This window comes from Mycolicibacterium xanthum, assembly GCF_019710635.1.
GTDB lineage: Bacteria > Actinomycetota > Actinomycetes > Mycobacteriales > Mycobacteriaceae > Mycobacterium > Mycobacterium xanthum.
Genome location: NZ_JAIFZS010000038.1, coordinates 1 through 26,684, shown reverse-complemented (window position 1 = coordinate 26,684; position 26,684 = coordinate 1). Strand labels below are relative to the sequence as shown.

Here is a 26,684-nt window from a genome sequence, read left to right as displayed (position 1 = left end):
AGTGAGGAATCATCTATGAAGCGCACGATCTACGACGCCGAGCACGAAGCGTTCCGCGACACCGTCCGCGGTTACATCGAGAGTGAACTCGTCCCCAACTCCGAGAAGTGGGAAGCCGAACGCATCGTCGACCGGTCGGCCTACGTCGCCGCCGGCAAGCACGGGTTGATCGGGTTCAACATGCCCGAGGAGTACGGCGGCGGTGGGAGCGACGACTTTCGGTTCAACGCGATCATCGACGAAGAGATCGCGAAGGCGGGCGTGCCCGCGCCCGCGCTGAGCCTGCACAACGACGTCGTCGGTCCGTATTTCAAGGACCTGACCAACGACGAGCAGAAGCAGCGGTGGCTGCCCGGCATCGCCAGCGGCGAGACGGTCATCGCGGTCGCGATGACCGAACCCGGCGCCGGCAGCGACCTCGCGGGCATCCGCACCTCTGCGGTCCGCGACGGCGACGACTGGATCGTCAACGGCTCCAAGACGTTCATCTCCTCGGGCATCAACTGCGACCTGGTCGTCGTGGTGTGCCGCACCGACCCCGAGGCCGGGCACAAGGGCTTCACACTGCTGGTCGTCGAGCGCGGCATGGAGGGGTTCACCCGCGGTCGCAAGCTCGACAAGATGGGCCTGCACACCCAGGACACCTCGGAGCTGCACTTCGAGAACGTCCGGGTGCCCAGTGCCAACGTGCTCGGTAAGGAGGGCCGAGGCTTCTACCAGCTGATGCAGAACCTGCCTTCCGAGCGGCTCTCCATCGCCATCAGCGCGATCGCCGGGGCGCGCGAGACCTGGCGTCAGACGGTGCAGTATGCCAAGGACCGCAAGGCCTTCGGGCAGCCGATCGGCAGCTTCCAGCACAACCGGTTCCTGCTGGCCGAGATGGACACCGAGCTCGAGATCACCGAGTGCTACATCGACCGCTGCCTGCAGGGCGTCGTCGACGGCGAGTTGACCGCCGTCGAGGCCGCCAAGGCCAAGTGGTGGGCCACCGAGACCGCGAAGAAGATCGTCGACCAGTGTGTGCAGCTGCACGGCGGCTACGGCTACATGATGGAGTACCGCGTCGCCCGCGACTACGTCGACGGCCGCATCCAGACCATCTTCGGTGGCACCACCGAGATCATGAAGGAGATCATCGGCCGCGACCTGGGCCTGTAGCAGGGAAATCGCGTCAGGCCTCGGCGGTTTCCGCGGGCAGTGGCGTGGCCGACGTGGTCGGCGAGGCCGGTGACGACTCGGCCGGGGTTTCCGTCGACTCGGTCGGGGTCTCGGTGGCCTCGGTCGAGGTTTCCGTGGGTTCGGCGGAGGTCGTCGGCTCCGGCGTGATCGGTGCGGGCGCCTCGGCCGGATTCAGCACGTTGTCGATGATGTAGATCCGGGCGTTCTGTGCCGGAATGCCGCCGCACAGTACCTTGGTGGTCTCGTTGACCGAGATGTCGCCGCCTGAGCCGGTCACCTCGACCTCGGTGCCCTCCTGGGTCGGGCGCTGGCCCTTGACGTCGTCGGGGCCCAGCAGGCCCAGGAACTCGTGGTAGTACACCAGCGTGGTCAGCGCCGCCGGGTCGGTGCGCAGCATCTCGAGCTGATCGGGCGGCAGCGCGGCGAACGCCTCGTTGGTCGGCGCGAACACCACATAGGGGCCGTTGTCGAGCATCGCGGTGATGTCGACCGCCGGGTTCAGCCCACCGGAGATCGCGGAGTTGAACGAGCTGATCTGCGGAATGCTGGCCAGCGCCTGGCTCACCGGCAGGTTGGCCAGGCTCTTCCAGTTCGGTATGGACTCCTTGAAGGCGCCGCAGTCGGGACCCTGCGGGTCGGGGATCTCTGCGACCGGGGTGGTCGGCTCGGCATAGGCGCTGACGGCCAGCGGAACCGACAATGCGATCGCGGCGGTGCTCAGAGCCACGCCGATGGCCTTGCTGGTGCGGGTGTTCACGTAGTGCTCCTCACGCTCTTCAGGTCGCCTGGCATGGTAAGGGCACGAATTGATGACGGCCAAGTCGTGAGGCGCCCGTCACACCGGGGTGCGAGCACCCCGATTCGGCGGGCCGCGCTCATCATCGTGCTCGATCTGACTATCGCAACGGCGCATGCCGGCCGTTACCGGGCGCGGTGCCTCACACCTCCCCGGGCACCAGTGCGGCGACCACCTCCGCCAGCTCGTCGGCGGTCTCGCGGAACGTCGCCGATCCCGAACCGGCCCGCACCATAGCGCCCACCAGGCCGAACTCCAGCGCCTCGGCAACCTCCGGCCAGGCCCCCGAGCGCAGCACGGTGCGCACCCGCCGGCGCAGCTCGGCGTGGATCCGCCGGCGGATCGCCCGCACCGACGGCTCGCCGGTGATCAGCGCGCTCGAGCACGCCGCGGCCAGCCCGGGTTCGTCGGCCATCAGCATCACCAGCTGTTCGAACAGTGCGACGACCCGTGCCCGGGACGGCTGCCCGACATCGACGGACAGCGGGGCGTCGCGCAGCAGGCCCAGATACACCTCGGCGACGATCGCGTCCTGGACCGGAAATAGGTGCACAGTGCGGAATGGGGGACACCGGCCCGCTCGGCGATCCGGCGGGTGGTCAGGTCGGCGAACGCGGTGTCGCGCAGCAGCAGCACGGTGGCGTCGATTACCCGCCTGACCACGTCGTGGTCGTCGCGGTCACCGTAGGACCGTAGATAGACGACGTTCGAGGGCGGCCCACCGGATGGCTCGGCCGTGCCGCTCACCCGCGGGCCCCGTTCACATCGTCGAGCCTAGACTCGGCACACCGGGTGCGCAGAGCCGCTCGGAGCGCTCCCACAACGCCAGCGCACGGGACTCGTCGAGCGCATAGGGGGCGGCCCGGCCGAGCCGGCAGTCGGACAGGTACACCCCGCCTTCGCCGTCGAGCTCGTCCGTCACCGCCGCCCACACCTGTGTGGCAGCCCCCCGGTCGGGGGTGGTGAAGTCGCGGGCGACGTCGACCCGGGACGCCTCGGGGTCGCGTTCGGCGGTCCGCACGCCGCCCAGGGCGGTGAAATCTTCGGCGGTCATGTGGCGCGCCAGCGACGTCGCCACGATGCCCGGGTGCACCGCGAAGGCGCGCACCCCGTGGTCGCGCAGCCGCCGATCCAGCTCGACGGCGTGCAGCACGTTGGCCGTCTTCGACGCGCCGTATGCGGCGAACTTGTCGTAGCCGCGCTGCTGCCAGTTCGGGTCGGCGAGGTCGATGTCGCTCATCCGGTGCCCGTCCGACGACAGCACCACCACGCGGGCGCCGTCGGCGGCCATCAGCGTGGGCAGCAGCAGCCGGGTCAGTTCGAAATGCCCCAGATGGTTTGTGCCGAAGTGGGTTTCGAATCCCTCGGCGGTGTGGCCGAACGGTGTGAACATCACGCCCGCATTGTTCATCAGCACGTGCACGGTCGGCGTCAGGTCCGAGATGGCGGCCGCGGCCGCCGCCACCGAGGCCAGCGAGGTCAGGTCCAGGTGCACCGGGGACAGCCGCGCCCGCGGCACCTGCTCGCGCACCCAGGTCTCGGTGCCGGCGACGTCGGCCGCGTTGCGCGCGGCCAGGATGACGTGTGCTCCCGCGGTGGCCAGCGCCCGCACCGACTCGCGGCCCAGCCCCGACGACGCCCCGGTGATCACGCACGTCTTGCCGGACAGGTCGACACCCTCGACGACGTCCAGGGCCGACGGTGCTGATGGTGTTGACGTCATCCCGCGAGGATCGCATGCGCCCTGCCCGGCCCTCGCGGGTGCCCTCGGTCCTACCATGGCGGCCATGCCGGAGCCGCTGATCCTGTCCGTCGCCGGACGTACCCCGCAGTTGGATCCCGACAGTTGGGTGGCGCCCAACGCCACGCTGGTCGGACACGTCGTGCTGACCGCCGGGGCCAGCGTCTGGTACGGCGCGACCCTGCGGGCCGAGGCCGAGCCCATCGATATCGGCCCGGGCAGCAACGTCCAGGACGGCGTGACCATCCACGTCGACCCCGGCTTCCCGGCCCGGGTGGGTGCGGGCGTGACCGTCGGACACAACGCGGTGCTGCACGGCTGCACCATTTCCGACCATTGCCTGATCGGCATGGGGGCGGTCGTGCTGAACGGTGCCACCGTGGGAACGGGGTCGCTGATCGCCGCGGGGGCCGTGGTGTCCCAGGGCGCGTTGATCCCGGCGCGGTCGATGGTGGCCGGGGTTCCGGGACGGGTGCGCCGGGAGCTCACCGACGACGAGGTGGCCGGCATCCGGACCAACGCCGTGCTGTACCAGGAGCTGGTCAAGGTGCACCGTGACGCGGGCAACGCCTAGGCCGGTTGGGTTGCCGGCTCGTCGGGGTACTGACCTACCGTGAATCCCGTGCGCACACTGGTCGCCGGAGCCACCGGCTGCATCGGTTCGCGCCTGGTCACCGTGTCCGGTCTGGTCCCGAAGGTGAGCCCGGCGTGACCCCGCCGCGGCGACCCGGCCTGCCCTCCGAGCTGTACGGGATCGCGCGCAACCGGGCCGCACCGCACGACGAGGCGCCGTCGGTCATCCGGCGCCGCAAGGTCGTCGTCTTCGCGGTGCTGTTGGTCGGCGGTGCACTGCTCGGCTACTCGTTGAGTCGCTCGCCGGGCGATGAGACGTTCATCTGGCTCACGTTGGCGCTGGCGGCGGTCTGGTCCATCGGGGCGTTCGCGTCAGGCCCACTGCATCTGGGATCGGTGCGATTCCGGGACCGCAGCCAGCGGCCCGTCATAACCGGCACGCTCGTCGGGCTCGGGCTCGGCGCCGTCTTCGTCGCCGGCGCGCTGGTATGCCGCCAGATCCCCGGCGTGCGGGAATACATCACCAGGGTGCTGGAATTCTCCAACGCCGGACCGCTGGTGCTGATCGTGTTCATCACGGTCATCAACGGTGTCGCCGAGGAGCTGTTCTTCCGCGGCGCGATGTACACCGCGCTGGTCGGATACCGGCCCGCGCTGGTGTCGACGTTGCTCTACGTCATCGCCACCGCGGCGACCACCGGGAACCCGATGCTGGGCTTCGCGGCGATCATCCTGGGCGCGGTGTGCGCGCTGGAGCGGCGCGCGACCGGGGGAGTGCTGGCGCCGATGCTGACGCATTTCTTCTGGGGGCTGATCATGGTGCTCGCGCTGCCCCCGATCTTCGGCCTCTGAGGCGCGCCGTTCACGGTGCGGTCAGCACCCCGGCGGGTGGCGACTATCCGTTCAGACTGCGCCGGCGGCGGGGAAGTTCGAGTGGGGTCCGCCGTGGACGCAGTCTGAACGTCAGGAGTCGGTGAAGGTCGCCGGCCGGCGCTGCTGGAAGGCCTTGGTGCCTTCACGGAAGTCGTTGGACTCCAACAACACCAGCTGGCCGGCCTTCTCGCGTTCCAGCGCACCCTCCAGCTCGGTCAGCGTGGCAGCGTTGATCGCGTCCTTGGTCTTGCGCAGCGCCACCGCGGGCCCGGATTTCAGCGTGCCGATCACCGCGTCGGTTCCCGCGGCGAACTCCTCGGCCGGGAAGACGGCGCTGACCAGACCCCAGTCGTAGGCCTCGGTCGCCGAGATGCGCTCGGCCAGCAACGCCATCCGCATGGCACGGATGCGGCCGACCGCGGCGGCGATCAGTGCCGAGGCGCCGCCGTCGGGCATCAAGCCGATCTTGGTGAACGCCAGCATGAAGAACGCCTTCTCCGATGCGAGCACCACGTCGCAGGCCAGGGCCAGCGAGACCCCGACACCGGCGGCGGCACCCTGCACGACGGCCACGGCGGGCTGCGGCAGGTTCACGATCGCGCGGATACAGCGGTTGGCGGCGTCGAGCACGTCGGCCGGAGTTCCCGCCGCGCCCGGGTTGGCGTGGTCTTCCTCGCTGATGCCGGCCCCGGAGGAGAAGCCCCGGCCGGCCCCGCCGATGCGCACCACCCGCACCCGGGGGTCTTCGGCAGCGCGCTCGAGCGCCTCGGCGAAGGTGGCCAGCATCGGTGCGGTCAGGGAGTTCAGGCTCTCGGGTCGGTTGAGCGTCACCGTGAGCACGCCGTCGTCGAGCGCGACCGTCAGGTCGTCGATCGCCGGGTAGCTGCCGGTGAAGGTGTCGGTGGTCGTCATGCACGTCCCCATGAATTCAGGGAGCATCCCTCGCGCCGATGCCCCGTGGGCGGTCCGACTTGGTTATACAAGTAAGCTATGTCGGCGGTCAACCGAGCGATTCTGACGAAGGGCGGTTAGGCATGGCTGGACCACTGCAGGGACTGCGGGTCGTGGAGCTCGCCGGCATCGGCCCCGGCCCGCACGCCGCGATGATCCTGGGTGACCTCGGAGCCGACGTCGTGCGGGTCGAGCGACCGGGCAAGGGCCCGGGACCGGCCACCGATCCGGGCAACGACTACCTGCTGCGCAACCGCCGTTCGGTGGCCGCCGACCTCAAGAGCGAGGAAGACCGGGCCATGGTCCTGGGCCTGATCGCCAAGGCCGACGTGCTCATCGAGGGCTTCCGGCCGGGCGTCACCGAGCGGTTGGGTCTCGGCCCGGACGACTGTGCCGAGCTCAATCCGCGGCTGATCTACGCCCGGATGACCGGCTGGGGTCAGGACGGGCCGCGGGCCCAGCAGGCCGGACACGACATCAACTACATCTCGCTCAACGGGGCGCTGCACGCGATCGGTCGCGCCGGGGAGCGGCCCGTACCGCCGCTGAACCTGGTCGGTGATTTCGGCGGCGGCTCGATGTTCCTGCTCGTCGGCGTGCTCTCGGCGCTGTGGGAGCGGGAGCACTCAGGTACCGGCCAGGTGGTCGACGCGGCCATGGTCGACGGCTCCAGCGTGCTGTCGATGATGATGTGGGCGTTCCGTGGGATGGGTATGTGGAGCGACGAACGCGGAGTCAACATGCTCGACACCGGCGCACCGTACTACGACACCTACACCTGCGCCGACGGGCGCTACGTCGCCGTCGGTGCGATCGAGCCGCAGTTCTACGCCCAGCTGCTCGCCGGGGTCGGACTGGATGCGGCGGAGCTGCCCGACCAGAACGACATGCGCCGCTGGCCCGAGCTGCGGGCGCGGCTGACCGAGGCCTTCGCCGCCCACGACCGCGACCACTGGGCCAAGGTGTTCGCCGGCACAGATGCCTGCGTCACCCCGGTGCTGTCGTTCGCCGAGGTCGAGTCCGAGCCGCACAACACCGAGCGCGACACGTTCTACCGCGAGAACGGATACCTCTACCCGGCACCGGCTCCGCGGTTCTCGCGCACCGCCCCGGCGGCGCCCAAGCCGCCGGGTGTTCCCGGTGCGGACACCGAAGCTGTTCTGCAGGAATGGGTTTAGGAAAGTCAAGGACAAGAAAGGAACCGATCTGTGGAGATCAAGGACGCCCTGGCGGTCGTCACCGGAGGTGCATCCGGTCTGGGGCTGGCGACGACGAAGCGGCTGCTGGACCGGGGCGCCTCGGTCGTCGTCATCGACCTCAAGGGTGAGGATGCGGTCAAGGAACTCGGCGCACGTGCCAAGTTCGTCGAAACCAACGTGACCGACCCCGAGCAGGTCGGTGCCGCGCTGGACGCCGCCGAGGAGATGGGCCCGCTGCGCATCGACGTCAACTGTGCCGGGATCGGCAACGCGGCCAAGACGCTGAGCAAGGACGGGCCGTTCCCGCTGGACGGTTTCAAGAAGGTCGTCGAGGTCAACCTGATCGGCACCTTCAACGTGATCCGGCTGGCGGCCGAGCGGATGGCCAAGACCGAGCCGATCAACGGTGAGCGCGGCGTCATCATCAACACCGCGTCGGTCGCCGCCTTCGAGGGCCAGATCGGGCAGGCCGCCTACTCGGCGTCCAAGGGCGGTGTGGTCGGCATGACCCTGCCCATCGCGCGCGATCTGTCCCGTGAGCTGATCCGCGTGGTGACGATCGCGCCCGGGCTGTTCAAGACTCCGCTGCTGGGCTCGCTGCCCCAGGAGGCGCAGGATTCGCTGGGCAAGCAGGTGCCGCACCCGGCCCGCCTGGGTGACCCCGACGAGTACGGCGCCCTTGCCGTGCACATCGTGGAGAACCCGATGCTCAACGGCGAGACCATCCGCCTCGACGGCGCCATCCGGATGGCTCCGCGGTAGACCAGAAAGAGAGAAATGGCATTGAAGACGAAGTTCACCGAGGCGTTCGGGGTCGAGCATCCGATCGCGCAGGGCGGTATGCAGTGGGTGGGTCGTGCCGAGTTGGTGGCCGCGGTCGCCAACGCGGGCGCATTGGGGTTCATCACGGCGTTGACTCAGCCGACCCCGGCCGATCTGGCCAACGAGATCGCCAAGACGCGCGATCTGACCGACAAGCCGTTCGGTGTGAACCTGACCATCCTGCCGGCGATCAATCCGCCGCCCTACGACGAGTATCGCCAGGTGATCGTCGACGCCGGCATCAAGATCGTCGAGACGGCGGGGTCCAATCCGGCGCCGCACCTGCCGATGTTCCACGACAACGGCATCAAGGTGCTGCACAAGTGCACCTCGGTGCGGCACGCGGTGAAGGCTCAGAGCCTCGGTGTGGACGGCATCAGCATCGACGGGTTCGAGTGCGCGGGGCATCCCGGTGAGGACGATATTCCCGGTCTGGTGCTGATCCCGGCCGCCGCGGACAAGATCGAGATCCCGATGATCGCCTCGGGCGGCTTCGCCGACGCACGCGGGCTGGTGGCCGCGCTGGCGCTGGGTGCCGACGGCATCAACATGGGGTCGCGGTTCATGTGCACGGTGGAGTCCTGCATCCACCCGAACGTCAAGGAGGCGATCGTCGCCGGCGACGAGCGGGGCACGGAGCTGATCTTCCGCAGCCTGCACAACACCGCCCGGGTGGCCTCCAACGTGGTCTCGCGCGAGGTGGTGCAGATCCTCAAGGACGGCGGTCAGTTCGATGCCGTCAAGGACCTGGTGGCCGGTGTGCGGGGGCGGCGGGTGTTCGATGAGGGGGATGTCGATGCCGGTATCTGGACCGTGGGAACGGCCATGGGACTGATCAACGACATCCCGACCGTCGGGGAACTGGTCTCGCGGATCGTCTCGGAGGCGGAGAGCCTGATCAATGGACGTCTCGCGGGGATGGTCACGGCCTCAGCGCAGCCGGCGTCCGTCTGAGGTCCGCGCCGCAAAGAGCACGAGAGCACGAAAAGAGGAACGCGCGCCCCACGGGGCGCGCGTTTTCTCATACGGCGGCTTTGAGGGCCATCTCGTCGTCGAGCTGCTCCGAGGTGTCGCCCTCGACCAGGTAATCACCGTGGTAGAGAGCCTCGAAGTCAACCTTGATGACATCAGCGTTGGTGTCGTCGATCCACATGTACTGAACAGTAACCATCACCTTTAAGGAATCTTTGAGTCTCGTTTCGGAAAATGGTGGCAATTCTTACCGCCGGGTAGGGTCCGCAGGCTACCTGCGGGTAGCAATCATGACGGCGGGTCGTTGAAGTGGAGCGCAGCACCAGCAGGCCCTCTTCGGCGGGGCCGGTCAGCGGGCCGGCGTCCGCGTTCGGTCGGGTGGCCGCATCGGCCGAGTTCGTCGATTCGGGTGAGTCGAGCGCAGGGTCGATGTTCATGACCATGCCGACCCGGTGCGGCGGCGAAACTCATCGCTACCGTGGAGTGATGTAGAAGGGTTCGCCGGCCGTGTGCTGAGGTCGGTGTGTTTCGGCCACATCGTGTCCGGCGGCATCCGGCCGTCCGACACGTCACAGGACATCGCCAACTGGCTCAGGGAGGTCGTCGATGACCGACGCAGTAGACAATCCGTTCTTCGCGCGACTGTGGATCACGATGTCGCGCCACGAATCCGAAGCGATCCGCCGGCTGCGCCGCCGGAACCTGGCCGGGCTGTCCGGCCGGGTGCTCGAGATCGGCGCGGGCACCGGCACCAACTTCGAGTTCTACCCCGACACCGTCACCGAGGTGGTGGCCATCGAGCCGGAGCGGCGGCTGGCCGAGTTGGCCGAGAAAGCGGCCGCCGAGGCGCCGGTGCCGGTGCGGGTCAGCACCGAGACGGTCGAGCACTTCACCGACGACGAGAAGTTCGACGCCGTGGTGTGCTCGCTGGTGCTGTGCTCGGTGGAAGATCTGGAAGGCGTTGTCGACGAGCTGTTCTCGCTACTGCGACCCGGTGGTCAGCTGCACTATCTGGAGCATGTCGGAGGGTGGGGGGCACGCGCCCGGTTGCAGCGGTTCGTCGATGCCACGTTCTGGCCCCGGCTGTTCGGCAACTGTCACACCCATCGTCACACCGAGGAGGCGATCGCCGGGGCCGGCTTCCAGGTCACCAGCGCCACCCGGAAGTGGACCCTGCCGTCCTGGGCGCCGATACCGGTCGCCGAGTTCGCGATCGGGGTGGCCGCCAGGCCGTCCTGACGCCCCGTCAGCCCAGCAGTGCCGGCAGTCGCTGCAGCAGCCCGGGCAGGGCGCTGGACGCCGTCTCCCGCAGCGTGAGCGTCGCACTGTCCGACAGTGGCGTGCGTTCGGGGTTGACCTCGATGACCGGCGTGCCGTGGGCCACCGCCAGCTCGGGCAGCCCGGCCGCCGGATAGACCACCGACGAGGTGCCGACGACGACCACCAGATCGGCGTTGACCACCGCGTCGACGGACCGCTGCCAGGCCTCGTCGGGCAGCGGTTCACCGAACCAGACCACGTCGGGCCTGATCAGGCCACCGCACCGACAGCGCGGCGGATCGACGGATTCGAGGGCCTCCGGCATGTCCGGAACCTCGTCGGTGTATACGGATCGGCAACGGTCGCAATGGAATTCGAAAAGACTGCCGTGCACGTGGTGCACCCGGCTGCTGCCGGCCCGCTCGTGCAGGTTGTCCACGTTCTGGGTGACGACGTGTACCTGGGCGTAGTCCTCCCATGCCGCCACGGCGCGGTGGGCGTCGTTGGGATCCACGGTGCGCATCATGTGGTGGCGCCACAGATACCACGCCCACACCCGGTCGGGATGGGTCTGCCAGCCGTGTGAACTCGAGATCTCGTAGGGATCGACATGGGCCCACAGCCCGGTCTCGACGTCGCGGAACGTGGGTACGCCGCTCTCGGCGGAGATCCCCGCACCACTGAATACCGTCACCTGCACCACACCAAAGTAGCGGCTATGAGTGATACTGGGCACGTGGCCGAGTTGGGGGATTGGGTACGCGTAGATCCGCACGCTGCCAGGCCGCTCTTCGATCAGCTCAGGACCCAGATCATCGCCGGTATCCGGGATGGGGAGTTGGAGCCGGGCACCCGGTTGCCGACGGTTCGTGAGCTGGCGAGTCAGATCGACCTGGCAGTCAACACCGTCGCACGCGCGTACCGCGAATTGGAAGCAGCGGGGATTCTCGAGACCAGGGGGCGCTTCGGCACCTACGTGGCGCGCTCAGATCCCGCCGATGCGGCGATGGCGACGGCCGCGAACACGTATGTGTCCGCGGCGCGCGCCCTCGGCGTCGGCAAGGGTGAAGCGATGCGCTACGTCGAGGCGGCGTTCGGCTGAGCCGAACAATCGGGCAGCGCTGGCTGACCAGCGTGTACGCGCCCGCTCAGCCGAATTCGAGCAGCGTCGTCGTCGGGCGGATGGCATCCAGGAGGGGCACCCGATAGACGGTCCACAGCAATGAGTTCATGAGCCGCCCCCGGGCGCGGGTGGCCGCCAGATCGTGCACCGCGCGTACCCCGGGAACGGTGTTGACCAGGTCGGCGACCTCGGCGACGGTCAGCGTGAACGGCATCGGGGGAACGCGGAAGCGACGTGACGTGCGCATGCCGCGACGCGTGAGTGCGGCGAACGCCGCCGGCGGCAGATCGAACATCATCTGCCCACCCGGGAACCGGGCCGCGCACTCGGTGATCAAGGCCATCGCCTCCTCGGGCTGCAGGTACATCAGCAGGCCCTCGGCGGTGATGAACACCCCGCCGTCGGTGTCGACCCGGTCCATCCAGCTGAAGTCCAATGCGGACTGCGCGCACATCTGCACCCGCTCGGAGGGCGGCAGCAGCTTGCGGCGCAGCTCGACCACCGGGGGGAGGTCCACGGTCAGCCACCGAAACCGGTCACCGACGTCGGCCGCCTCGAGCCGATGGAAGCTCGTCTGCAGCCCCTCGGCGAGCGCGACCACCGTCGCCTCGGGGTGGTCGAGCAGGTAGCGCCGCGTGTACTTGTCGAACAGCAGGGCGCGCAGGGCCATGTCCTGGCGGTTGGTGTGGCCGAACTTGGCGAAGTCGACGTCGATCGAGTCGACCAGGCGGATCGCCATCGGGTCGTCGATGAGCCCATCGGGCCTGCGTGCCTCGTTGGCACGCACGATCAGCGTCAGCAGCGCGGTCTCCGAGACCTTGGTCAGATCTGTGGTGTGCTTGGCGGTGGTTGTCATCGGTGTCCCAATCCGTGCGTGCGTCAACCGCGCAGCACCTTGTCGATCGTGCGTATGTTGCGTGTGGTGGTCGACGACTTGTAGCGCTTCTTGCCCATCGTCTTGCCCATCGCGCTGTCGCGGGTGGTCTCCCGGGCCACCTGCCAGTAGATGACGCCGACGCCCGGCTGGATCCGCTCGCCGGGTCCGCCTTTCAGGTCACCGAGTTCCCGGAGCACGTCGTCGTCGCTGACGAACGTGATGTAGGAATGGTGACCGTCGACGTCGCGCTCGAACGGGTAGTCCGCCGAGATCCGGGCGACGGTGTCCAGATCGTAGGCGAGCACCCATGCCTCGTAACCGAATCGGTCGCGCAACGCGGCCTCGGCCTTCTTCCGGACGGTCTCGGTCCCGGCCCTGCTGTCGAGCAGGACGTTGCCGCTGGCCAGCACCGTCTTGACGTCGGTGAAGCCGGCCTCGGTCAGGGCTTCGGCGACGGCGGCCATCTTCAGGTTCACCCCGCCGACGTTGACTCCGCGCAGGAACGCGGCGTAACGGGTCATCGGGGTGTCGTCGATCGGGTGTTCGGGCCCATCGGTTCGATCATCCCAGACCCGCGTTCGTTCTAGGCTCGTGGGATGACGCGCGATGTCTTCGACGACAAACTGCTGGCGCTGATCGCCGGGAACTCCCTCGGCGTCCTGGCCACCCTCAAACGGGACGGACGACCCCAGCTGTCCAACGTCGCCTACCACTTCGACCCCCGCGCGCTGACCATCTCGGTGTCGATCGCCGAACCGCGGGCCAAGACCCGCAACCTGCGCCGCGATCCGCGTGCGGCCATCCACGTCAGCTCCGACGACGGCTGGGCCTACGCCGTCGCCGAGGGCGACGCCGTGCTGACCCCGCCGGCCGCGGACCCCACCGACGACACCGTCGACGGTCTGGTCGAGCTGTACCGCAACATCAGTGGCGAACACCCCGACTGGGACGACTACCGCCGGGCAATGGTCGACGATCGCAGGGTGCTGATGACTCTGCCGATCAGCCACGTGTACGGGATGCCGCCGGGGCGGCGCTGAACCGACTACGCTGCTGTCATGGCAACCAGGGGATCGGCGGGTGCGGAGGAGTCCGAAGAGGACGACAACAAGCGCAGGTTCCGCGAAGCGCTGGCGCGCAAGAACGCGAAATCGGCTGGCGGATCGGCGCACAAGGACGGCGGAGCCAAGCAGCCGCGTGCGCACGGCCCCGTCGAGAACCGTCGCGAGTTCCGGCGCAAGAGCGGCTAGCTCGGCCGATCACCGGCCAGGGCGCGGGCGGCGGCCAGGGCCGCCAGCATCACCGCGACGCAGTACAGGCCGTGGTCCTTGAGTCCCCAGCCGACGGAGGCCAGGGTGGCCGCTCCGGCGACGCACAGCAGAGTGCCCACCACCGCGCTGCGGGTCCCGGGTCCGGCGACGTGGCCGCCGTCCCACAGCGGCAGCGGACGGTTCTCCAGCGGCCTCAGCACCACGAATGCCACCGCGACCGTGACCGTCACGACGAGCAGTTGCAGCACCGACAACACGACGAAGTCCGGCGCGGCCGGATCGAACCTCGGGTGCCCGAGGTGGTCGAACACCAGATGTACGGCCAGCAGCAGCGGCATGTGCCAGAGGTACAGCGTCATCGCACCCGAGTTGCCGATCATGGTCAGCCACCACACCCGTTGCCGGTGGGCCCATCTCGAGATCGCGGGTGCGGCGGCAATCGCGAACGCGCACAGCATGATCGCGTGCCCGGCCAGCAGCAGCGACGGAGGGAACATGTTCTTCAGGTGCTGGGTCTCGATGCCGACGAGGCTGAGCTCGTAGGGCCCGAGGACGACCAGTGCGAGGTCGACGGCGAACGTCGCGGCCGCCACGACGAGCGCGTGCCGTGCCGAAAGCAGTCCGCGCCGGTAGGCGACCCCGAACATGCCGGGGATCAGCCACACGATGAGGTTCAGGTAACCGACGCCGGGCCACACGTCGGTGGTGATGCGGACCGCGTCGACGACAGCGACCACGGCGTAGGCCGCGGCGACCCAGACCGCGAACCGGATTGGGGTGGTGATGCGGTCGAGCACCGGCACCGCCGCGAGCACCAGCACGTACGCGCCCAGGAACCACAGCAGTTGGACGGAGATGCCCGCGATCGGTTCGTAGACATGCACCGGAAGCAGCGGGCGGAGCGCCACCAGCGTCACCGCCCAGAACGCCAGATAGGCGAAGACCGGCCGGTACAGCCGGGTACACCGGCGCATCAGCCAGTCCCCCCAGGACGCGCCGGGGGTCCACGATCGCACCGACGCCGCCACCCCGGCGAAGAAGAACAGCGGCATGACCTGGAAGACCCAGGTCAGCGCCTGGAACACCGGAGCGGTGGTGAGCAGGTTGTCCCAGATGAACACCTCGTCTCGCAGCGTGCTGGTCGCCATCACGGTGTGTCCGGCCACGACACCGATCAGCGCGGCGAGCCGGATGACGTCGATCGCGCGGTCCCGGTCGGGCGGGGTGCCCGATTCGACCTCGGCGGGGCGCGGAAACAGCGCGGTGACGCTCATGGGTGCGAATCTATGTGCGCGTGCGACGGGGTGCCTGAGTAGATCCACTCAGGCATTCCGATACCGCGCCTCGCGTGCCAGGATGGCGGCCAGGCACGCCGACGCGAGGGCGGCGACCGCCACCGCGAAGGTCACACCGGCGGTGCGCAGCCCCCAGGCCTGTGCGGCCAACCCCTCGCCGACAACCGGCAGCGACAGGGCGACATAGGCGACCACGAAATACGTCGAGCTGACCTCGGCGCGGCGATCCACCGGCGTGTGCTCGGCCACTGCGGCCAACCCGCGACCGAAGCTGATGCCCTGACCGATACCGGACACCAAAGCGGCGGCGATCAATCCCGTCAGCGAGGTGAACTGCAGGGCGGCGGCGAGTATCACCATGCCCGCCACCAGGATTGCGCAGCCCAACGCCACCGCTCTCGCGGGGTCCGTCCGCGTCGTGGCGATCTGCGCGCCGGCCGAGGCGACGAAGATCGCCCCGGCCATCAGCCCGGCGACGGCATGGTTGCCGACACCGACTATCTGGGCCAGGAACGACGGCGCCACGGCGGTGAACAGCCCGAGGACCGCGAAGCCGGCGAACGCGGCCAGGCCGGCGATCACGAACACCCCGCGCGCCTGCGCCGGAACCGACAGCCGCTGCACGCCAAGCCGGCCGGTGCGGGGGGAGGTTTCGGGCACCAGCAGGACGGCGACCCCGGCGAGGGTGGCCAGCGCGAGGTGCACGACGAAGCTCAGGTGTAGCGGCTGTGGTGCGTACTGGACCAGCAGGCCGGCCAGCACGGGGCCCGCGCCGAGCCCGCCGATGTTGGCGACGGTGGCCACCGCTGCGGCGCGGTGACCCCATGCCGGCGGCGCCGCCTCGATGACCGCAGCGGTGGCCGTCCCGGTGAACAGACCGGCCGACAGTCCCGACAGCACCCGCCCCACCAACAGTTGCGGCACCGAGTCGGCAGCCAGGAAGACCAGCGCGCTGGCGACCGCGAACACGACCCCCGCGAGCAATACCGGTCGGCGCCCGAGCGCGTCGGACCACCTGCCGAACGCCAGCAGCGCGAACAACACCCCGCCCGCGTACGTCGCATAGATGACCGTGGTGGTCAGCACCCCGAAATCCATGTGCTCGGCGTAGAGCGCGTACATCGGGGTAGGCAGCGTCGTGCCCGCCATCACCGCGGTGAACGCGTAGGCGAGCAGCAACATCGGATAGCGGCGCACGTGTGCCTCAACGTCGGCCGGCATCGGTTCGCTTCCCGCCAAGCGGTGCGGGGCCGCGGCGCTCAGGTGTCGGCGGGCACAATGCTCGACGCGACGAGTTGGAGATACGGGCGGTACAGGTCGACCTCGTCGAGGTAGCTGCCCAATGTGACACCGTCGTTGACGGCCAGGATCACCCGGGCCAGCGACTCGGCGGGGATCGTCAGCCGTGCCCCCAGCCTGGCCACGCCCTTGCTGATGAACTCGCCGAGCGACCGTACCGTCTCGCGGCGCTGCTCGGCGAGGCGTTCCCGCGCCTGCGGATTACGCAGGAGGAACAGCGTGAGCTCGTAGTTGAGCGCGGCGCGCAACGGGTCGCTGCCGGCTTCGCGCCACCGCCGGGACAATTCGTCGACGTCGAGATCGCCGAACTCGCGGAACGATTGGATGACCTCGGTGAAGATCTCCAGGAAACGGTCGCGCTGGCGGTCGATCACCGCGAGGAAGAGCTCCTCCTTGGCGCCGAAATGCGAGTAGATGGCACCCCGGGTGTAGCCGGCGGCGTCGGCGATGTCCTCCAGCGCCGACGCGGTCAGACCCTTGCGGGCGAAGGACTCTTCGGCGGCATCGAGCAGGAGGTTGCGGGTGTGCTCGAGGCGCCGCTCCCTCGTCCACCGTTCCGGCACCGATTCATCCTGCCATATCCGGGCGGCGGACCTGGCCATGTTGACACCTGCCTCGTAACTGGTTGCCGGACAGCGCGATTCAAAATCACGGCGGCTCCCGCCGATGACGCCCTGCCGGCCGCCAGGATCCCCGATGGATGTGACTACAACCACATTTATACATGCTTGTATATCTAATGCACAAGCGTATATCGTGATGGCCATCACATGGTGTCCTGTTCGGTGGGCGCCTTTCCCGCGAGGAGGTTCGACATGACCCAGGCGACGAGGCCCGGCCGGTGGGTGGAGCCCGATTCAGGGATCGGGCTCGGTCTCGACGACGTCGGGCCGGGCACCTTCGGCATGCAGATCTCGACGGATCGCTACACGTCGCACGACTACGCCGAGCGCGAGCGCGAGCGGATCTGGATGCGGGTCTGGCAGATCGCCGGGCGCGTCGACGAACTGCCGGAGCCCGGCGACTGGAAGCAGTACCGGATCATGGACCAGTCGTATGTGATCGTGCGGGGCAAGGACGGCGAGTTGCGCGGGTTCGTCAACGCCTGCCGTCACCGCGGGAACATGCTGTGCACCGCGAACTCGGGAAATGCCAAGCGCGGCTTCCTATGTCAGTACCACCTGTGGTCCTACGACCTGGAGGGCAAGCTGCGCGGGGTGTTGCGCGAGAACCTGACCGGCCAGGTCGACAAGACCGACAACTCGTTGCTTCAGGTCTCGGTCGACACGTTCGGCGGGTTCATCTTCCTCAACCCCGACCCCGGGGCAGCGCCGTTGCGCGACTTCCTGGGGCCCGAGGTGTGCGAACTGCTCGAGCCCTACCACCTCGACGAGATGGTGACCGTGATGGACGTCCGGGAGCCGTTGGAGTGCAACTGGAAAGTCGTGATGGACGCCTTCGAGGAGGGCTACCACATCAATGGAATCCACCCTCAGCTGCTCGCCGTGCTGGCGATCGATCCGGAAACGGCGCGCTATCGCTTCTTCCCGGATCACAGTGTGGCGGTGGCCCCGTTCGAGGTGAAGGGCGCCAGCGCGGAGAAGCAGGTCGAGGGGATCCTGAACCTGCCGGACACCTTCCCGTCCACGGTTGCGGTGATGCCGCGGTTCCAGGAACTGGTCGCCGACTACCGCAACGACGATGGGTCGGTGGACTTCCCGTCCGGCGTCACCGCCCGAAAGCTGCTCCAGCAGGCGACCCGGGACACCCTCACCGGCATGGGCCTCGACGTCAGCGGGCTCACCGACGATCAGATGAGCGACAACCAGGGGTGGGTGCTGTTCCCGAACTACTTCATGACCGTCCGCGCCGGTGAATGCCACGTCATCATGTCGGAGCCGCACCCCGACGGCGATCCCAACCGCTGCGTCTGGCACGTCAGCAGCTACATGTACCTGCCCCCCGAGCACCGCGACGCGTTCCGGGTCGGCCTGACCGATGTGGACGAACCCGGCAGCTACAAGTATTTCGAAGCGCTGCAACAGGATTACGAGCAGATGCCGCGCCAGCAGCTCGGTCTGCGCAACAGTCGCCTCGACCACATGTCGCTGGTGCGAGAGGAAGTCGTCATCGGCCACTACCACTCGGTGGTGGACCGCTACATGGCCGACAAAGCCTGACCAGGAAAGGACCCTCAATGAACATCGAGGAACGTATCGCGCACCACCGTCGGATGGCCGAGGCCTACCGCGACGCGTACCTGCGTCAGGGAGTCCAGGCCGGCGAGGCCTTCGCCGACGCGTGGAAGTTCGCCGAGGACGGGGTCTACGTGTCGCCCTACTTCACCGGCGACCAGGTGTTCAAGTTCAGCGAGTTCCCGGAGGACACCGCACGGGCCTCCACGATGGAGGCCAAGGCCTACTCGCTGACGTTCCCGGACTGGAAGCCCGCCGATTTCCGGTACTGGCCGGCCGAAAACGGCGTGGTCATGAAGACCCGCTGGGAGGGCACCACCCGCGAAGGCGTCCGAATGGGCTTCTACTCCTACAGCTTCATCGAGACCAACGAGGCCGGCGAGCTGACCCGCTGGGAGACCCACGTCAACGACGAGTACAACGCGTTCCTCGATGTCGCCATCGGAGTGCACGGCCCGTTCCACGGCACCGGCGAATACGTGGCCGCGCTGGAACGCCGCCTGGCCGAGGCCGGTGTGTCGGTGTGACCCGCGCCGACGACGGCAAGGTCACCCAAATCGACGACTATCTGCAGATGACCCCACTGGCCCCCGAGATGCTGCGGGGCATGGACGAGGTCGGCGTTTCCCAATGACCGCCGACGACACGACGGACGCCCTGCTGACGCCGCTGGGCGCAGACGAATGGGGCGACGACGAATACGCGGCGTTCGGGGTGCTGCTCGGCATCCCGGGGGAGAAGGTGCCGCGGGCGGGATCGGGGCACGCCTTGGACCCGCTGAACTTCGACATCATCGGCCTGCTGGCCCGGCATCCGAAGATGGCCGGCGCCTTCCTGACCTTCAACGGCTTCCTGCTGCAGCGGGGCGAGCTGTCGCTGCGGCTGCGCGAGCTGGCGGTCCTGCGGGTCGCGGCCACCCGCCGGTCGGCGTTCTTCTGGGGGGAGCACAGCAGGGTCGCGCTGGACGGTGGCGTGCCCGAGGCAGACATCGCCCGGCTGGCCGCGGGCAACGACGGTTTCACCGGCACGGATCTGCTCGTTTTGCAGGCGACCGATCAGTTGCTCGCCGACGGCAGTCTCGACGAGCCGACGTGGGGACGGCTCGTCGAGGCGGTGGGCACCAGGGCCGCGATGGAGGTGATCTTCGTCGTCGGTACCTACGCGATGCTCGCGACGGCGTTCCAGACCTGGGGTCTGGCGCCGCCGGAGGGCAGCGCGCCGCTGCCGGACTGAGCCACTCCGGAACGGCAGAACTCGCACCGACAGGGCCGTCGGTGCGAGTTCTGTTTCTCTCGTTGAGGTTCCGCGCTAGTGAGCGACCGCCTTCTCGGCGCCGATCCCGGTCAGCGAGCGCACCTCCATCTCCGCGTTGACCTTCGGATCGCCGCGGTCGGGCGAGGTCAGCGTGCCGACGATGGCCAGGATGAACGCCAGCGGGATCGAGATGATGCCCGGGTTGGCCAGCGGGAACCACGCGAAGTCCGCACCGGGGATCATCGCCGAGGACGATCCGGACACCGCGGGGGAGAACACGATCAACACCAGCGTCGAGATCAGGCCGCCGTACATGCTCCACAGCGCGCCGCGGGTGTTGAACCGCTTCCAGTACAGCGAGAACACGATCGTCGGCAGGTTCGCCGCCGCGGCGATCGCGAACGCCAGCGCCACCAGGAACGCCACGTTCTGCCCGTTGGCCAGGATGCCCAGGGCGATGGCGAACACGCCGAGCACCACCGCGGTGATGCGGGAGACCCGCACCTGCTCGTCCTCGGTCACCTTGTGCGACTTCATCACGCTGGCGTAGATGTCGTGGGCGAACGACGCCGACGCGGTGATGGTCAGGCCCGCGACGACCGCGAGGATCGTCGCGAACGCCACCGCCGAGATGATGCCCAGCAGGATCACCCCGCCCAGTTTGAAGGCGAGCAGCGGCGCCGCCGAGTTCACTCCGCCCGCTGCGCCCAGGATGGTGTCCGGGCCGACCAGGGCGGCCGCGCCGTAGCCCAGCACCAGGGTGAACAGGTAGAACGCGCCGATCAGCGCGATCGCCCACACCACCGAGCGCCGCGCCTCCTTGGCGGTGGGCACCGTGTAGAACCGCATCAGCACGTGCGGCAGGCCCGCGGTGCCCAGCACCAGCGCGATGGCCAGCGAGATGAAGTTGATCTGCGAGGTCAGCGAGCCGCCGTAGCGGGCGCCCGGGGCCAGCACGTCGCGTGCGGCGACCGCTTCCGACGAGCTGCCGCTGATCGCAGACTGTGCGGCGCCGAGGATCTCGGAGAAGTTCAGCCCGAACTTGCTGAGCACCATCAGCGTCATCAGCGCCGCGCCGGTGATCAGCAGCACCGCCTTGATGATCTGCACCCAGGTGGTGCCCTTCATGCCGCCGACCAGCACGTAGACGATCATCAGGATGCCGACCACCGCGATCACGATGGACTGCCCGCCGCGGCTGTTGACGTTGAGCAGCAGCGCCACCAGGCCGCCGGCGCCGGCCATCTGGGCCAGCAGGTAGAACAGCGACACCGTCAGGGTGCTGGTGGCGGCGGCCAGGCGCACGGGCTTCTGCTTGAGGCGGAAGCTCAGCACGTCGGCCATCGTGAACTTGCCGGTGTTGCGCAGCAGTTCGGCGACCAGCAGCAGGGCCACCAGCCAGGCGACCAGGAAGCCGATCGAGTAGAGGAAGCCGTCGTAGCCGTACACCGCGATCGCCCCGGCGATGCCGAGGAAGCTGGCTGCGGACAGATAGTCACCGGCAATGGCGATGCCGTTCTGCGGGCCGGAGAATCCGCGCCCGCCGGTGAAGAACTCGGCGGCCGTCGCGTTCTTCTTGCTGGCCCGGATCACCACGATCATCGTCACGACGACGAACAGGCTGAAGATGCCGATGTTGGCTGCCGTGTTGCCGACGGCTTCGGACTGCGCCAGGAGGGTTGTCATTTCATCTCGCTTTCCAGTTCGGCGCGGATCGCCTCGGCGCGCGGGTCGAGGACGCGGTTGGCGAACCGCACGTACAGCCCGGTGATCAGGAACGTCGAGACGAACTGGCCGAGCCCGATGACCAGGCCGACGTTGATCTCCCCCCACACCTTGGTGGCCATGAAGTCGTGGGCGAACGCACCCAACGCCACGTAGAGGGCGTACCAGAGGAGGAATATCGCGGTCATCGGGAACACGAAGCGGCGCAAGCGGTTCCTGAGGTCCTGGAATTCAGGGCTGGCCTGGACCTCCAGGTATCTCTCGCCGCTGATCGCCTCCGGGCGAATGGGCAGGTCGGTTTCGGACACCTTGTCCTCGCTTCCTGGCTGATGTGAACGGGCTCTCCGGGAAAAGTAGTTGAGACGTGAGTCACAGATCCAGCGTTTGCGCAGGTGACACGGTGAGGTCGGGGACGCCTGCGGTGAGCGGTCGGTCGGCGACGACGAACGGCGGGCGGGTCGATGTGCCCAGCGGACCGGGCCGGTCGTCGCGCAGGCGCCGATCGCCGCTCCCGGTTGGTGTGCCGCGAGACCACTTTTTGCAGCGTGGCTCTCGCACTTCGGCGCTATCTGGACGGCAGGCGCTCGATACCCATTCCGAGGTGCTCCGGCACGTGCATGCGCGCGAAGATCTGCGCGACGTCGGCGGGGATGCGCGCCCGGGTGACGCGGCTGACGACGATCATCGTCGCGAAGGCGAGCGGAACACTGACCGCCGCCGGATAGCCGATCAGCACGCCCGGCCAGCCGCCGAGGGCCTCGGCGTCGACACCGCCGGCCACCTCCACGGTCACCGCGACCCCCGACAGCAGGCCCCCGACGGCCAGGCCGCAGGCGGCGCCCAACGCCGTCAGACCGCGCCACCAGATGCCCAGCACCAACAGCGGGCACAGCGTCGAGGCCGCCACCGCGAACGCCAACCCCACGCTGCGGGACAGTTCCAGGTCGCCCGAGGTGGTCAGCGCCAACGGAATCGGAATCAACCCGCCCACCACCGCCGCCCACCGGAAGTCGCGCACCCGGCCGGGCAGCACGTCGGTGGCCAGGGCCCCGGCGAAGCTGACCAGCAGTCCCGACGACGTCGCCAGGAACGCGGCGATCGCACCGGCGGCGACCAGGGCCGCGAGCAGTTGGCCGGCCACCCCGCCGACCGCCGAGGCCGGGGCCAGCAGCACCGCCGCGTCGGCGTTTCCGGTGATCAACAGCTGCGGCACGTAGAGCCGGGAGAACACCCCGAGCAGCATCGGGAACAGATAGAACAGCGAGAGCAGCGCGATCACCGCAAGCGCGGTGCGCCGTGCGGCCCGGCCGTCGGGGTTGGTGTAGAAGCGCACCAGCACGTGCGGCAGGCCCATCGCGCCCAGGAAGGTGGCCACCATGATCGAGACCACCTGATAGAGCGGGTGATGCCCGCCGAACCCGCCGCCGGAGGCGATCCACTCGCCGCCGGTGCTCGGCGCCCCCGCCACCACCGGCGTCGCCGCGCCGCCTGCCAGGTGCAGGGTGCTGCCAGCGCCGAGGGTGTGCTGCCCGGGGGCGTCGAACTTCGCCTGCTCGACCGGCCTGCCGTCCAGGGTGCCGGACACCGTGACCCCCGCGGGGGTGGTGACCTGAACGACGACGTCGGTCTCGATCGCCACCGTGGTGGCCTGCTGCACGGTCGGCGGCAACGGCCCACCGAGCGCGAAGCCGTCGCCGGCGCCGTGGTCGCTGACCAACAGTGCGGTCAGCGCCAGCGCCGGGATCGCCACCGCGGTCAGCTTGAGCCAGTACTGGAACGCCTGCACGAAGGTGATCGATCGCATGCCGCCGGCCACCACGTTGGTGATGACGATGGCGCCGACGGCGACCGGCCCCAGCCACACCGGTGTGCCGAGCAGGGTTTTCAGTGCCAGCCCGGCACCTTGGTACTGCGGTACCAGATAGAAGATGCAGATCACCACGACGACCAGCATCGCGATCTTGCGCAGCCGCGCCGAACCTAGCCTGAACTCGGCGAAGTCCGGGACGGTGTAGGCCCCCGACCGGCGCAGCGGCGCCGCCACGAACAGCAACAGACCCAGATAGCCCGCGGTGAACCCGACCGGGTACCACAGCGCGTCGGCACCGTACTTGGCGATCAGCCCCGCCACGCCGAGAAACGAAGCCGCGGAGAGATATTCCCCCGAGATGGCCGCCGCATTCCACTGGGATCCGACCGTGCGGGAGGCGACCAGGAAGTCGGACGTGGTGCGGGAGAACCGCACCCCATAGGCGCCGATGGCCACGGTGGCCACCGCCGCGGCGAGCAGCGCGGCCGCCGTCAGCGGTGAACCGGTCACGGCTCGGCGTCGACGACGCCGACGAAGTCGCGCTCGGCCTGCTCGGACAGCCGGATGTAGAACCAGCCGATGCCGTAGAGCAGCGGATACACCAGCACCGCGAGCACCAGCCAGTTCAACCGGATGCCGAACACCGTCACCGCGGCCAGGCCCGGGAACAACGCGTTGAGCAACGGGATCGCACCGATCAGACCCACCACCACCAAGGCCAGTCGCAGCGCCAGCCCCAGTTGGGCGCGCATCAGTCCGCGCACCAGCGCGTCGCCGACCTGCGTCTGCTCCTGGACCTCGATCCTGGTGCGCACCATCCGGGCGCCACGGCGGTGGGCGAGCACCACCCGCTGCCGCTGAGGCCGTTCCCCGCTAGTCATCGGCGCTCCCGGCCGGCCGCAGGCTGCGCATCGGATTGCGCACGACCCGGTCGCGCAACTCGCGGGCCTGGCGGCGGCTCACCGGCAACTCGACCGCGGGCGAGGCGCCGTTGGCCCGCAACCGGACCAGCACCGCGCCGTCGGTGGTGCGCAGCCCGGTCACCAGCCGCAGGGCCACCAGGTAGGAGCGGTGCACCCGCTGGAAGCCGTGGTCGCGCCAGCGGGTCTCGAGGGTGCTGATCGGAATCCGCACCAGGTGCGATCCCGACGCCGAATGCAGCCGCGCGTAGTCACCCTCGGCCTCCACCCAGCCGATGCTGTCCCGGGGAACCAGGTGGGTGACACCGCCGACCTCGGCGGGGACGACGTCGGATTCCGTTTCCCGGAGCGGGGTTTCGTCCCTGGCCGCGGTGGCGGGTTCCTCCGGTGGGGGTGCGGTCTGCGCGGTCGCCACCCGGCGCACGGCCTGGTCGAGACGGTCCTCGCGGATCGGCTTGAGCAGATAGTCGACCGCGCCGACGTCGAAGGCCGCGACGGCCTTGTCGTCGTGCGCGGTGACGAACACGATCGCCGGGCGGTGCGAGAAGTTCGACAGCACGCCCGCCAGCTCGATGCCCGACAGGCCCGGCATGTTGATGTCCAGGAACACCGCGTCGATGGTGCGCTGGTTCAGTTCACGCAGCGCCGAGGTGGCGTCGTTGGCGCGGAACACCTCCCCGACACACGGGTGCCGGTCGAGCAGGAAGGCCAGTTCGTCCAGCGCCGGGGCCTCGTCGTCCACGGCGAGCACTGTGAGTGGCTTGGTCACGATTTGCCCACCCCGAACACACCTCCGCTGGCCCACACACCTGACCGGAACTTCGGCACCCTCATCACCACCTTGGTGCCTGCGCCGAGCGCCGTCTCGACCACCAGACCGTAATCGTTGCCGAAGGCCGCGCGCAGGCGATGATCGACATTGGTCAGGCCGACGTGTGCGGAGTCGCCCTCGGTCACCGGGGCGCCGTCGGACAGCGCGTCGCTCGGGCCGGCGCGCAGCGCGTCGGGATCCATTCCGACGCCGTCGTCTTCGACCGTGATGACGCAGTCGGACCCCTCGTCGCGGGCGATCAGCTCGATCGATCCGCTGCCGCGACCCGCGAACCCGTGCCGCACCGCGTTCTCGACCAGGGGTTGCAGCGCCAGGAACGGCACCACCACGTTGAGCACCTCGGGCGCCACCTGCAACGTGACCTTCAGTGCCGTCCCGAACCGGGCCCGTTCGAGAGTCAGATAGCGGTCGATGTTGCGCAACTCCTCGGCCAGCGTGGTGTATTGGCCCGCCGCGCGGAACGAGTAGCGGGTGAAGTCGGCGAACTCCAGGATCAGCTCGCGGGCGCGGTCGGGGTCGGTGCGCACGAACGACGCGATCGTGTTGAGCGCGTTGTAGATGAAGTGTGGGCTGATCTGGGCGCGCAGCGCCAGCACCTCGGCACGGTCCAGCCGCGCCCGCGAAGCGTCGAGTTCGGCGAGCTCGACCTGGCTGGCGGCGTAGCGGGCGACCTCACCGACTGCACCCAGCATTCCGGGGGCCGGTGAGCGGGTTGTCACGACGACGAGCACACCGAGCATGTCCCCGGCCTCGGCGAGCAGTGGCTGTGCGACCACCGTTGAGGTTCGGGTGTGGGTCAGGACGCGGCGTTCCCCGGAGATCGCCTGCCGGGCGGCGTCCTGGCACTCGGCCGGCACGTCGTCGCCCCAGACGGCGCCGTCGGCGGGGTCACGGGCCAATAGTTCGGCCTCGGTGTCGTAGAGCGCCAGACCGTCGGTGCCGGTGAGACCACGCAGAAACGGCGCGGCGGTCTCGGCGGACTCCGTGTCCAGACCGCGGCGCAGGGCGCGGGCGGCCAGCGAAGCGGTGTGCAGCGCAGCGTGCACGGCGCGTTCGGTCGGGGTGGACACCACCCGGCGGGTGCGCACGGCGAGCACCACCGCGGCGACCGCGAGCAGGATCAGTGCGACCATCAGCACGATTGCGAGCTCGCCGGGCATCTCTTGATTCTGCTCCTCGCGCGCGCCTATCCGATTCTGCCCGTGGCGTGCGCGTGTCTGGCTTTACGTGCCTCTTGCCCGCTTGCGTCGTCAATCCGAAGGGTGCGATGTCGAAAGCGCGGCTGGTACGGGAACCTGGGGCCTGCCGGAACCGCCGGACGGGTCACCGACTTCCGCAATCGCATGCAGAGCCGCAGCAATCGTGGATTCGATTCCGCGGTCGGTGTCGGTCGCGTCCCGGAAGGGCCAGACCTGCGGTCTCGCGAGTGTGGGCTCAGCCGTGGAAGTCGTGCATCGCGAACAGGATCCGCGGCTTCCCCGCTCGTTGACCTGTTCGTTCAGTCAGTCGCGTGGATCATTGTTCTCAAAGACTCGCCTGCGCAGCCGCGGACGCTGTGGTGCCCGGAGGCGTATTCATGCCCGTGACGGTTCGTAGAACTCACCGCGCGAGGCGGGCCGCCGATGACGGGCCGGCTCTAGTTGGTGTCTGGTGGTGGGGGTTGGTAGGGGTCGTACCACCACCAGTCGGCGTGTTCGCCGGTGGGTCCGGGGTAGGG

The 26,684-nt window shown here is 68.8% G+C and carries 31 protein-coding genes; 14 read left to right on the top strand and 17 right to left on the bottom strand.

From position 1 onward, the window contains the following. Nucleotides 1-15 precede the first annotated feature (15 nt). A complete protein-coding gene (locus JDV09_RS15105) occupies nucleotides 16-1,158 on the top strand; it encodes an acyl-CoA dehydrogenase family protein (protein WP_221369955.1) in 1,143 nt (380 codons plus the stop codon). Between the two features lie 13 nt (nucleotides 1,159-1,171). Here JDV09_RS15105 and JDV09_RS15100 read toward each other — a convergent pair whose 3' ends face one another. Continuing rightward, nucleotides 1,172-1,936, bottom strand: coding sequence for a fasciclin domain-containing protein (locus tag JDV09_RS15100; protein ID WP_221369954.1), 765 nt, complete (start codon nucleotides 1,934-1,936; stop codon nucleotides 1,172-1,174). 459 nt (nucleotides 1,937-2,395) lie between these two features. Further along, nucleotides 2,396-2,578 (bottom strand): TetR family transcriptional regulator, encoded by a 183-nt coding sequence (locus JDV09_RS26840; protein WP_255605422.1) that lies wholly within the window; start codon nucleotides 2,576-2,578, stop codon nucleotides 2,396-2,398. On the opposite strand from JDV09_RS26840, the gene JDV09_RS26835 reads away from it, so the two are divergent. Beyond that, entirely contained in the window at nucleotides 2,537-2,671 is a 135-nt protein-coding gene (locus JDV09_RS26835; RefSeq protein ID WP_255605444.1) for a hypothetical protein, read from the top strand. The two genes, JDV09_RS26840 and JDV09_RS26835, sit on opposite strands and share 42 nt — an antisense overlap. Before the next feature lie 64 nt (nucleotides 2,672-2,735). On the opposite strand, the gene JDV09_RS15090 is transcribed toward JDV09_RS26835, so the two are convergent. Further along, nucleotides 2,736-3,698 carry an SDR family NAD(P)-dependent oxidoreductase gene (locus JDV09_RS15090; RefSeq protein WP_221369953.1) on the bottom strand — a complete coding sequence of 321 codons (963 nt, stop codon included), beginning with the start codon at nucleotides 3,696-3,698 and terminating at the stop codon, nucleotides 2,736-2,738. Between the two features lie 64 nt (nucleotides 3,699-3,762). Here JDV09_RS15090 and JDV09_RS15085 point away from each other — a divergent pair, with 64 nt between their 5' ends. Together JDV09_RS15085 and JDV09_RS15080 are read left to right on the top strand one after the other, a co-directional pair. Continuing rightward, complete coding sequence (locus tag JDV09_RS15085) at nucleotides 3,763-4,290, top strand: gamma carbonic anhydrase family protein (protein WP_221369952.1); 528 nt, start codon at nucleotides 3,763-3,765, stop codon at nucleotides 4,288-4,290. Between the two features lie 134 nt (nucleotides 4,291-4,424). Continuing rightward, nucleotides 4,425-5,141 (top strand): CPBP family intramembrane glutamic endopeptidase, encoded by a 717-nt coding sequence (locus tag JDV09_RS15080; protein WP_221369951.1) that lies wholly within the window; start codon nucleotides 4,425-4,427, stop codon nucleotides 5,139-5,141. A 111-nt stretch (nucleotides 5,142-5,252) separates the two neighbouring features. On the opposite strand, the gene JDV09_RS15075 is transcribed toward JDV09_RS15080, so the two are convergent. Further along, nucleotides 5,253-6,074 carry an enoyl-CoA hydratase gene (locus JDV09_RS15075; protein WP_221369950.1) on the bottom strand — a complete coding sequence of 274 codons (822 nt, stop codon included), beginning with the start codon at nucleotides 6,072-6,074 and terminating at the stop codon, nucleotides 5,253-5,255. Nucleotides 6,075-6,196: 122 nt separating this feature from the next. On the opposite strand from JDV09_RS15075, the gene JDV09_RS15070 reads away from it, so the two are divergent. From JDV09_RS15070 to JDV09_RS15060, 3 genes are read left to right on the top strand one after another with little or no spacing between them, the layout of a single operon-like run. Further along, entirely contained in the window at nucleotides 6,197-7,291 is a 1,095-nt protein-coding gene (locus tag JDV09_RS15070) for a CaiB/BaiF CoA transferase family protein (RefSeq protein WP_221369949.1), read from the top strand. Nucleotides 7,292-7,321: 30 nt separating this feature from the next. Beyond that, complete coding sequence (locus tag JDV09_RS15065; protein ID WP_221369948.1) at nucleotides 7,322-8,074, top strand: 3-hydroxyacyl-CoA dehydrogenase; 753 nt, start codon at nucleotides 7,322-7,324, stop codon at nucleotides 8,072-8,074. Between the two features lie 15 nt (nucleotides 8,075-8,089). Further along, complete coding sequence (locus tag JDV09_RS15060; RefSeq protein ID WP_221369947.1) at nucleotides 8,090-9,088, top strand: NAD(P)H-dependent flavin oxidoreductase; 999 nt, start codon at nucleotides 8,090-8,092, stop codon at nucleotides 9,086-9,088. Nucleotides 9,089-9,155: 67 nt separating this feature from the next. Here the strand turns inward: JDV09_RS15060 and JDV09_RS26830 are convergent, their stop codons facing one another. Then, a complete protein-coding gene (locus JDV09_RS26830; RefSeq protein WP_255605412.1) occupies nucleotides 9,156-9,287 on the bottom strand; it encodes a hypothetical protein in 132 nt (43 codons plus the stop codon). A 425-nt stretch (nucleotides 9,288-9,712) separates the two neighbouring features. On the opposite strand from JDV09_RS26830, the gene JDV09_RS15055 reads away from it, so the two are divergent. Then, the gene (locus tag JDV09_RS15055; protein WP_221369946.1) at nucleotides 9,713-10,345 is read left to right on the top strand and encodes a class I SAM-dependent methyltransferase; all 633 of its coding nucleotides are present in this window, start codon (nucleotides 9,713-9,715) and stop codon (nucleotides 10,343-10,345) included. A 7-nt stretch (nucleotides 10,346-10,352) separates the two neighbouring features. On the opposite strand, the gene JDV09_RS15050 is transcribed toward JDV09_RS15055, so the two are convergent. Continuing rightward, on the bottom strand, nucleotides 10,353-11,066 hold the full coding sequence (locus JDV09_RS15050) for an NAD-dependent deacylase (RefSeq protein WP_221369945.1): 714 nt from the start codon (nucleotides 11,064-11,066) through the stop codon (nucleotides 10,353-10,355). 36 nt (nucleotides 11,067-11,102) lie between these two features. Here JDV09_RS15050 and JDV09_RS15045 point away from each other — a divergent pair, with 36 nt between their 5' ends. Beyond that, the gene (locus JDV09_RS15045) at nucleotides 11,103-11,468 is read left to right on the top strand and encodes an Rv1152 family transcriptional regulator (protein WP_221370065.1); all 366 of its coding nucleotides are present in this window, start codon (nucleotides 11,103-11,105) and stop codon (nucleotides 11,466-11,468) included. A 46-nt stretch (nucleotides 11,469-11,514) separates the two neighbouring features. On the opposite strand, the gene JDV09_RS15040 is transcribed toward JDV09_RS15045, so the two are convergent. Further along, the gene (locus JDV09_RS15040) at nucleotides 11,515-12,345 is read right to left on the bottom strand and encodes a class I SAM-dependent methyltransferase (protein WP_221369944.1); all 831 of its coding nucleotides are present in this window, start codon (nucleotides 12,343-12,345) and stop codon (nucleotides 11,515-11,517) included. Between the two features lie 23 nt (nucleotides 12,346-12,368). After that, nucleotides 12,369-12,887 carry a DUF1697 domain-containing protein gene (locus JDV09_RS15035; protein ID WP_221369943.1) on the bottom strand — a complete coding sequence of 173 codons (519 nt, stop codon included), beginning with the start codon at nucleotides 12,885-12,887 and terminating at the stop codon, nucleotides 12,369-12,371. A 75-nt stretch (nucleotides 12,888-12,962) separates the two neighbouring features. On the opposite strand from JDV09_RS15035, the gene JDV09_RS15030 reads away from it, so the two are divergent. Together JDV09_RS15030 and JDV09_RS15025 are read left to right on the top strand one after the other, a co-directional pair. After that, nucleotides 12,963-13,406 carry a PPOX class F420-dependent oxidoreductase gene (locus JDV09_RS15030; RefSeq protein WP_221369942.1) on the top strand — a complete coding sequence of 148 codons (444 nt, stop codon included), beginning with the start codon at nucleotides 12,963-12,965 and terminating at the stop codon, nucleotides 13,404-13,406. Between the two features lie 18 nt (nucleotides 13,407-13,424). Continuing rightward, complete coding sequence (locus tag JDV09_RS15025) at nucleotides 13,425-13,616, top strand: DUF5302 domain-containing protein (RefSeq protein ID WP_221369941.1); 192 nt, start codon at nucleotides 13,425-13,427, stop codon at nucleotides 13,614-13,616. Here the strand turns inward: JDV09_RS15025 and JDV09_RS15020 are convergent. The 3 genes from JDV09_RS15020 to JDV09_RS15010 are packed head-to-tail and all read right to left on the bottom strand — an operon-like array spanning nucleotide 13,613 to nucleotide 16,794. Then, nucleotides 13,613-14,911 carry an acyltransferase family protein gene (locus JDV09_RS15020; RefSeq protein ID WP_221369940.1) on the bottom strand — a complete coding sequence of 433 codons (1,299 nt, stop codon included), beginning with the start codon at nucleotides 14,909-14,911 and terminating at the stop codon, nucleotides 13,613-13,615. The two genes, JDV09_RS15025 and JDV09_RS15020, sit on opposite strands and share 4 nt — an antisense overlap. A gap of 48 nt (nucleotides 14,912-14,959) precedes the next feature. Next, complete coding sequence (locus JDV09_RS15015; RefSeq protein ID WP_221369939.1) at nucleotides 14,960-16,153, bottom strand: MFS transporter; 1,194 nt, start codon at nucleotides 16,151-16,153, stop codon at nucleotides 14,960-14,962. Nucleotides 16,154-16,191: 38 nt separating this feature from the next. Then, complete coding sequence (locus JDV09_RS15010) at nucleotides 16,192-16,794, bottom strand: TetR/AcrR family transcriptional regulator (RefSeq protein WP_221370064.1); 603 nt, start codon at nucleotides 16,792-16,794, stop codon at nucleotides 16,192-16,194. Nucleotides 16,795-17,046: 252 nt separating this feature from the next. Here JDV09_RS15010 and JDV09_RS15005 point away from each other — a divergent pair, with 252 nt between their 5' ends. The 3 genes from JDV09_RS15005 to JDV09_RS14995 all read left to right on the top strand — a co-directional run bounded on the left by JDV09_RS15005 (nucleotide 17,047) and on the right by JDV09_RS14995 (nucleotide 19,659). After that, nucleotides 17,047-18,411 carry an aromatic ring-hydroxylating oxygenase subunit alpha gene (locus JDV09_RS15005; protein ID WP_221369938.1) on the top strand — a complete coding sequence of 455 codons (1,365 nt, stop codon included), beginning with the start codon at nucleotides 17,047-17,049 and terminating at the stop codon, nucleotides 18,409-18,411. A gap of 17 nt (nucleotides 18,412-18,428) precedes the next feature. Next, nucleotides 18,429-18,953, top strand: a complete 525-nt coding sequence (locus JDV09_RS15000; protein WP_221369937.1) for a hypothetical protein — start codon at nucleotides 18,429-18,431, stop codon at nucleotides 18,951-18,953. A 103-nt stretch (nucleotides 18,954-19,056) separates the two neighbouring features. Beyond that, a complete protein-coding gene (locus JDV09_RS14995; RefSeq protein WP_221369936.1) occupies nucleotides 19,057-19,659 on the top strand; it encodes a carboxymuconolactone decarboxylase family protein in 603 nt (200 codons plus the stop codon). A gap of 75 nt (nucleotides 19,660-19,734) precedes the next feature. Here the strand turns inward: JDV09_RS14995 and JDV09_RS14990 are convergent, their stop codons facing one another. The 6 genes from JDV09_RS14990 to JDV09_RS14965 all read right to left on the bottom strand — a co-directional run bounded on the left by JDV09_RS14990 (nucleotide 19,735) and on the right by JDV09_RS14965 (nucleotide 26,127). Beyond that, the gene (locus JDV09_RS14990) at nucleotides 19,735-21,366 is read right to left on the bottom strand and encodes a monocarboxylic acid transporter (RefSeq protein ID WP_221369935.1); all 1,632 of its coding nucleotides are present in this window, start codon (nucleotides 21,364-21,366) and stop codon (nucleotides 19,735-19,737) included. Further along, entirely contained in the window at nucleotides 21,363-21,713 is a 351-nt protein-coding gene (locus JDV09_RS14985) for a DUF485 domain-containing protein (protein WP_221369934.1), read from the bottom strand. Before JDV09_RS14985 ends, JDV09_RS14990 begins: the two co-directional genes overlap by 4 nt. A 257-nt stretch (nucleotides 21,714-21,970) precedes the next feature. Continuing rightward, nucleotides 21,971-23,725 (bottom strand): sodium/solute symporter, encoded by a 1,755-nt coding sequence (locus JDV09_RS14980; protein ID WP_221369933.1) that lies wholly within the window; start codon nucleotides 23,723-23,725, stop codon nucleotides 21,971-21,973. Then, entirely contained in the window at nucleotides 23,722-24,096 is a 375-nt protein-coding gene (locus JDV09_RS14975; RefSeq protein WP_221369932.1) for a DUF485 domain-containing protein, read from the bottom strand. The genes JDV09_RS14980 and JDV09_RS14975 overlap by 4 nt, the downstream gene beginning before the upstream one ends. After that, on the bottom strand, nucleotides 24,089-24,904 hold the full coding sequence (locus JDV09_RS14970; RefSeq protein ID WP_221369931.1) for a LytR/AlgR family response regulator transcription factor: 816 nt from the start codon (nucleotides 24,902-24,904) through the stop codon (nucleotides 24,089-24,091). The genes JDV09_RS14975 and JDV09_RS14970 overlap by 8 nt, the downstream gene beginning before the upstream one ends. Then, nucleotides 24,901-26,127: a sensor histidine kinase gene (locus JDV09_RS14965; RefSeq protein ID WP_221369930.1), complete on the bottom strand. Its 1,227-nt coding sequence runs from the start codon at nucleotides 26,125-26,127 to the stop codon at nucleotides 24,901-24,903. Before JDV09_RS14965 ends, JDV09_RS14970 begins: the two co-directional genes overlap by 4 nt. Nucleotides 26,128-26,684 lie beyond the last annotated feature (557 nt).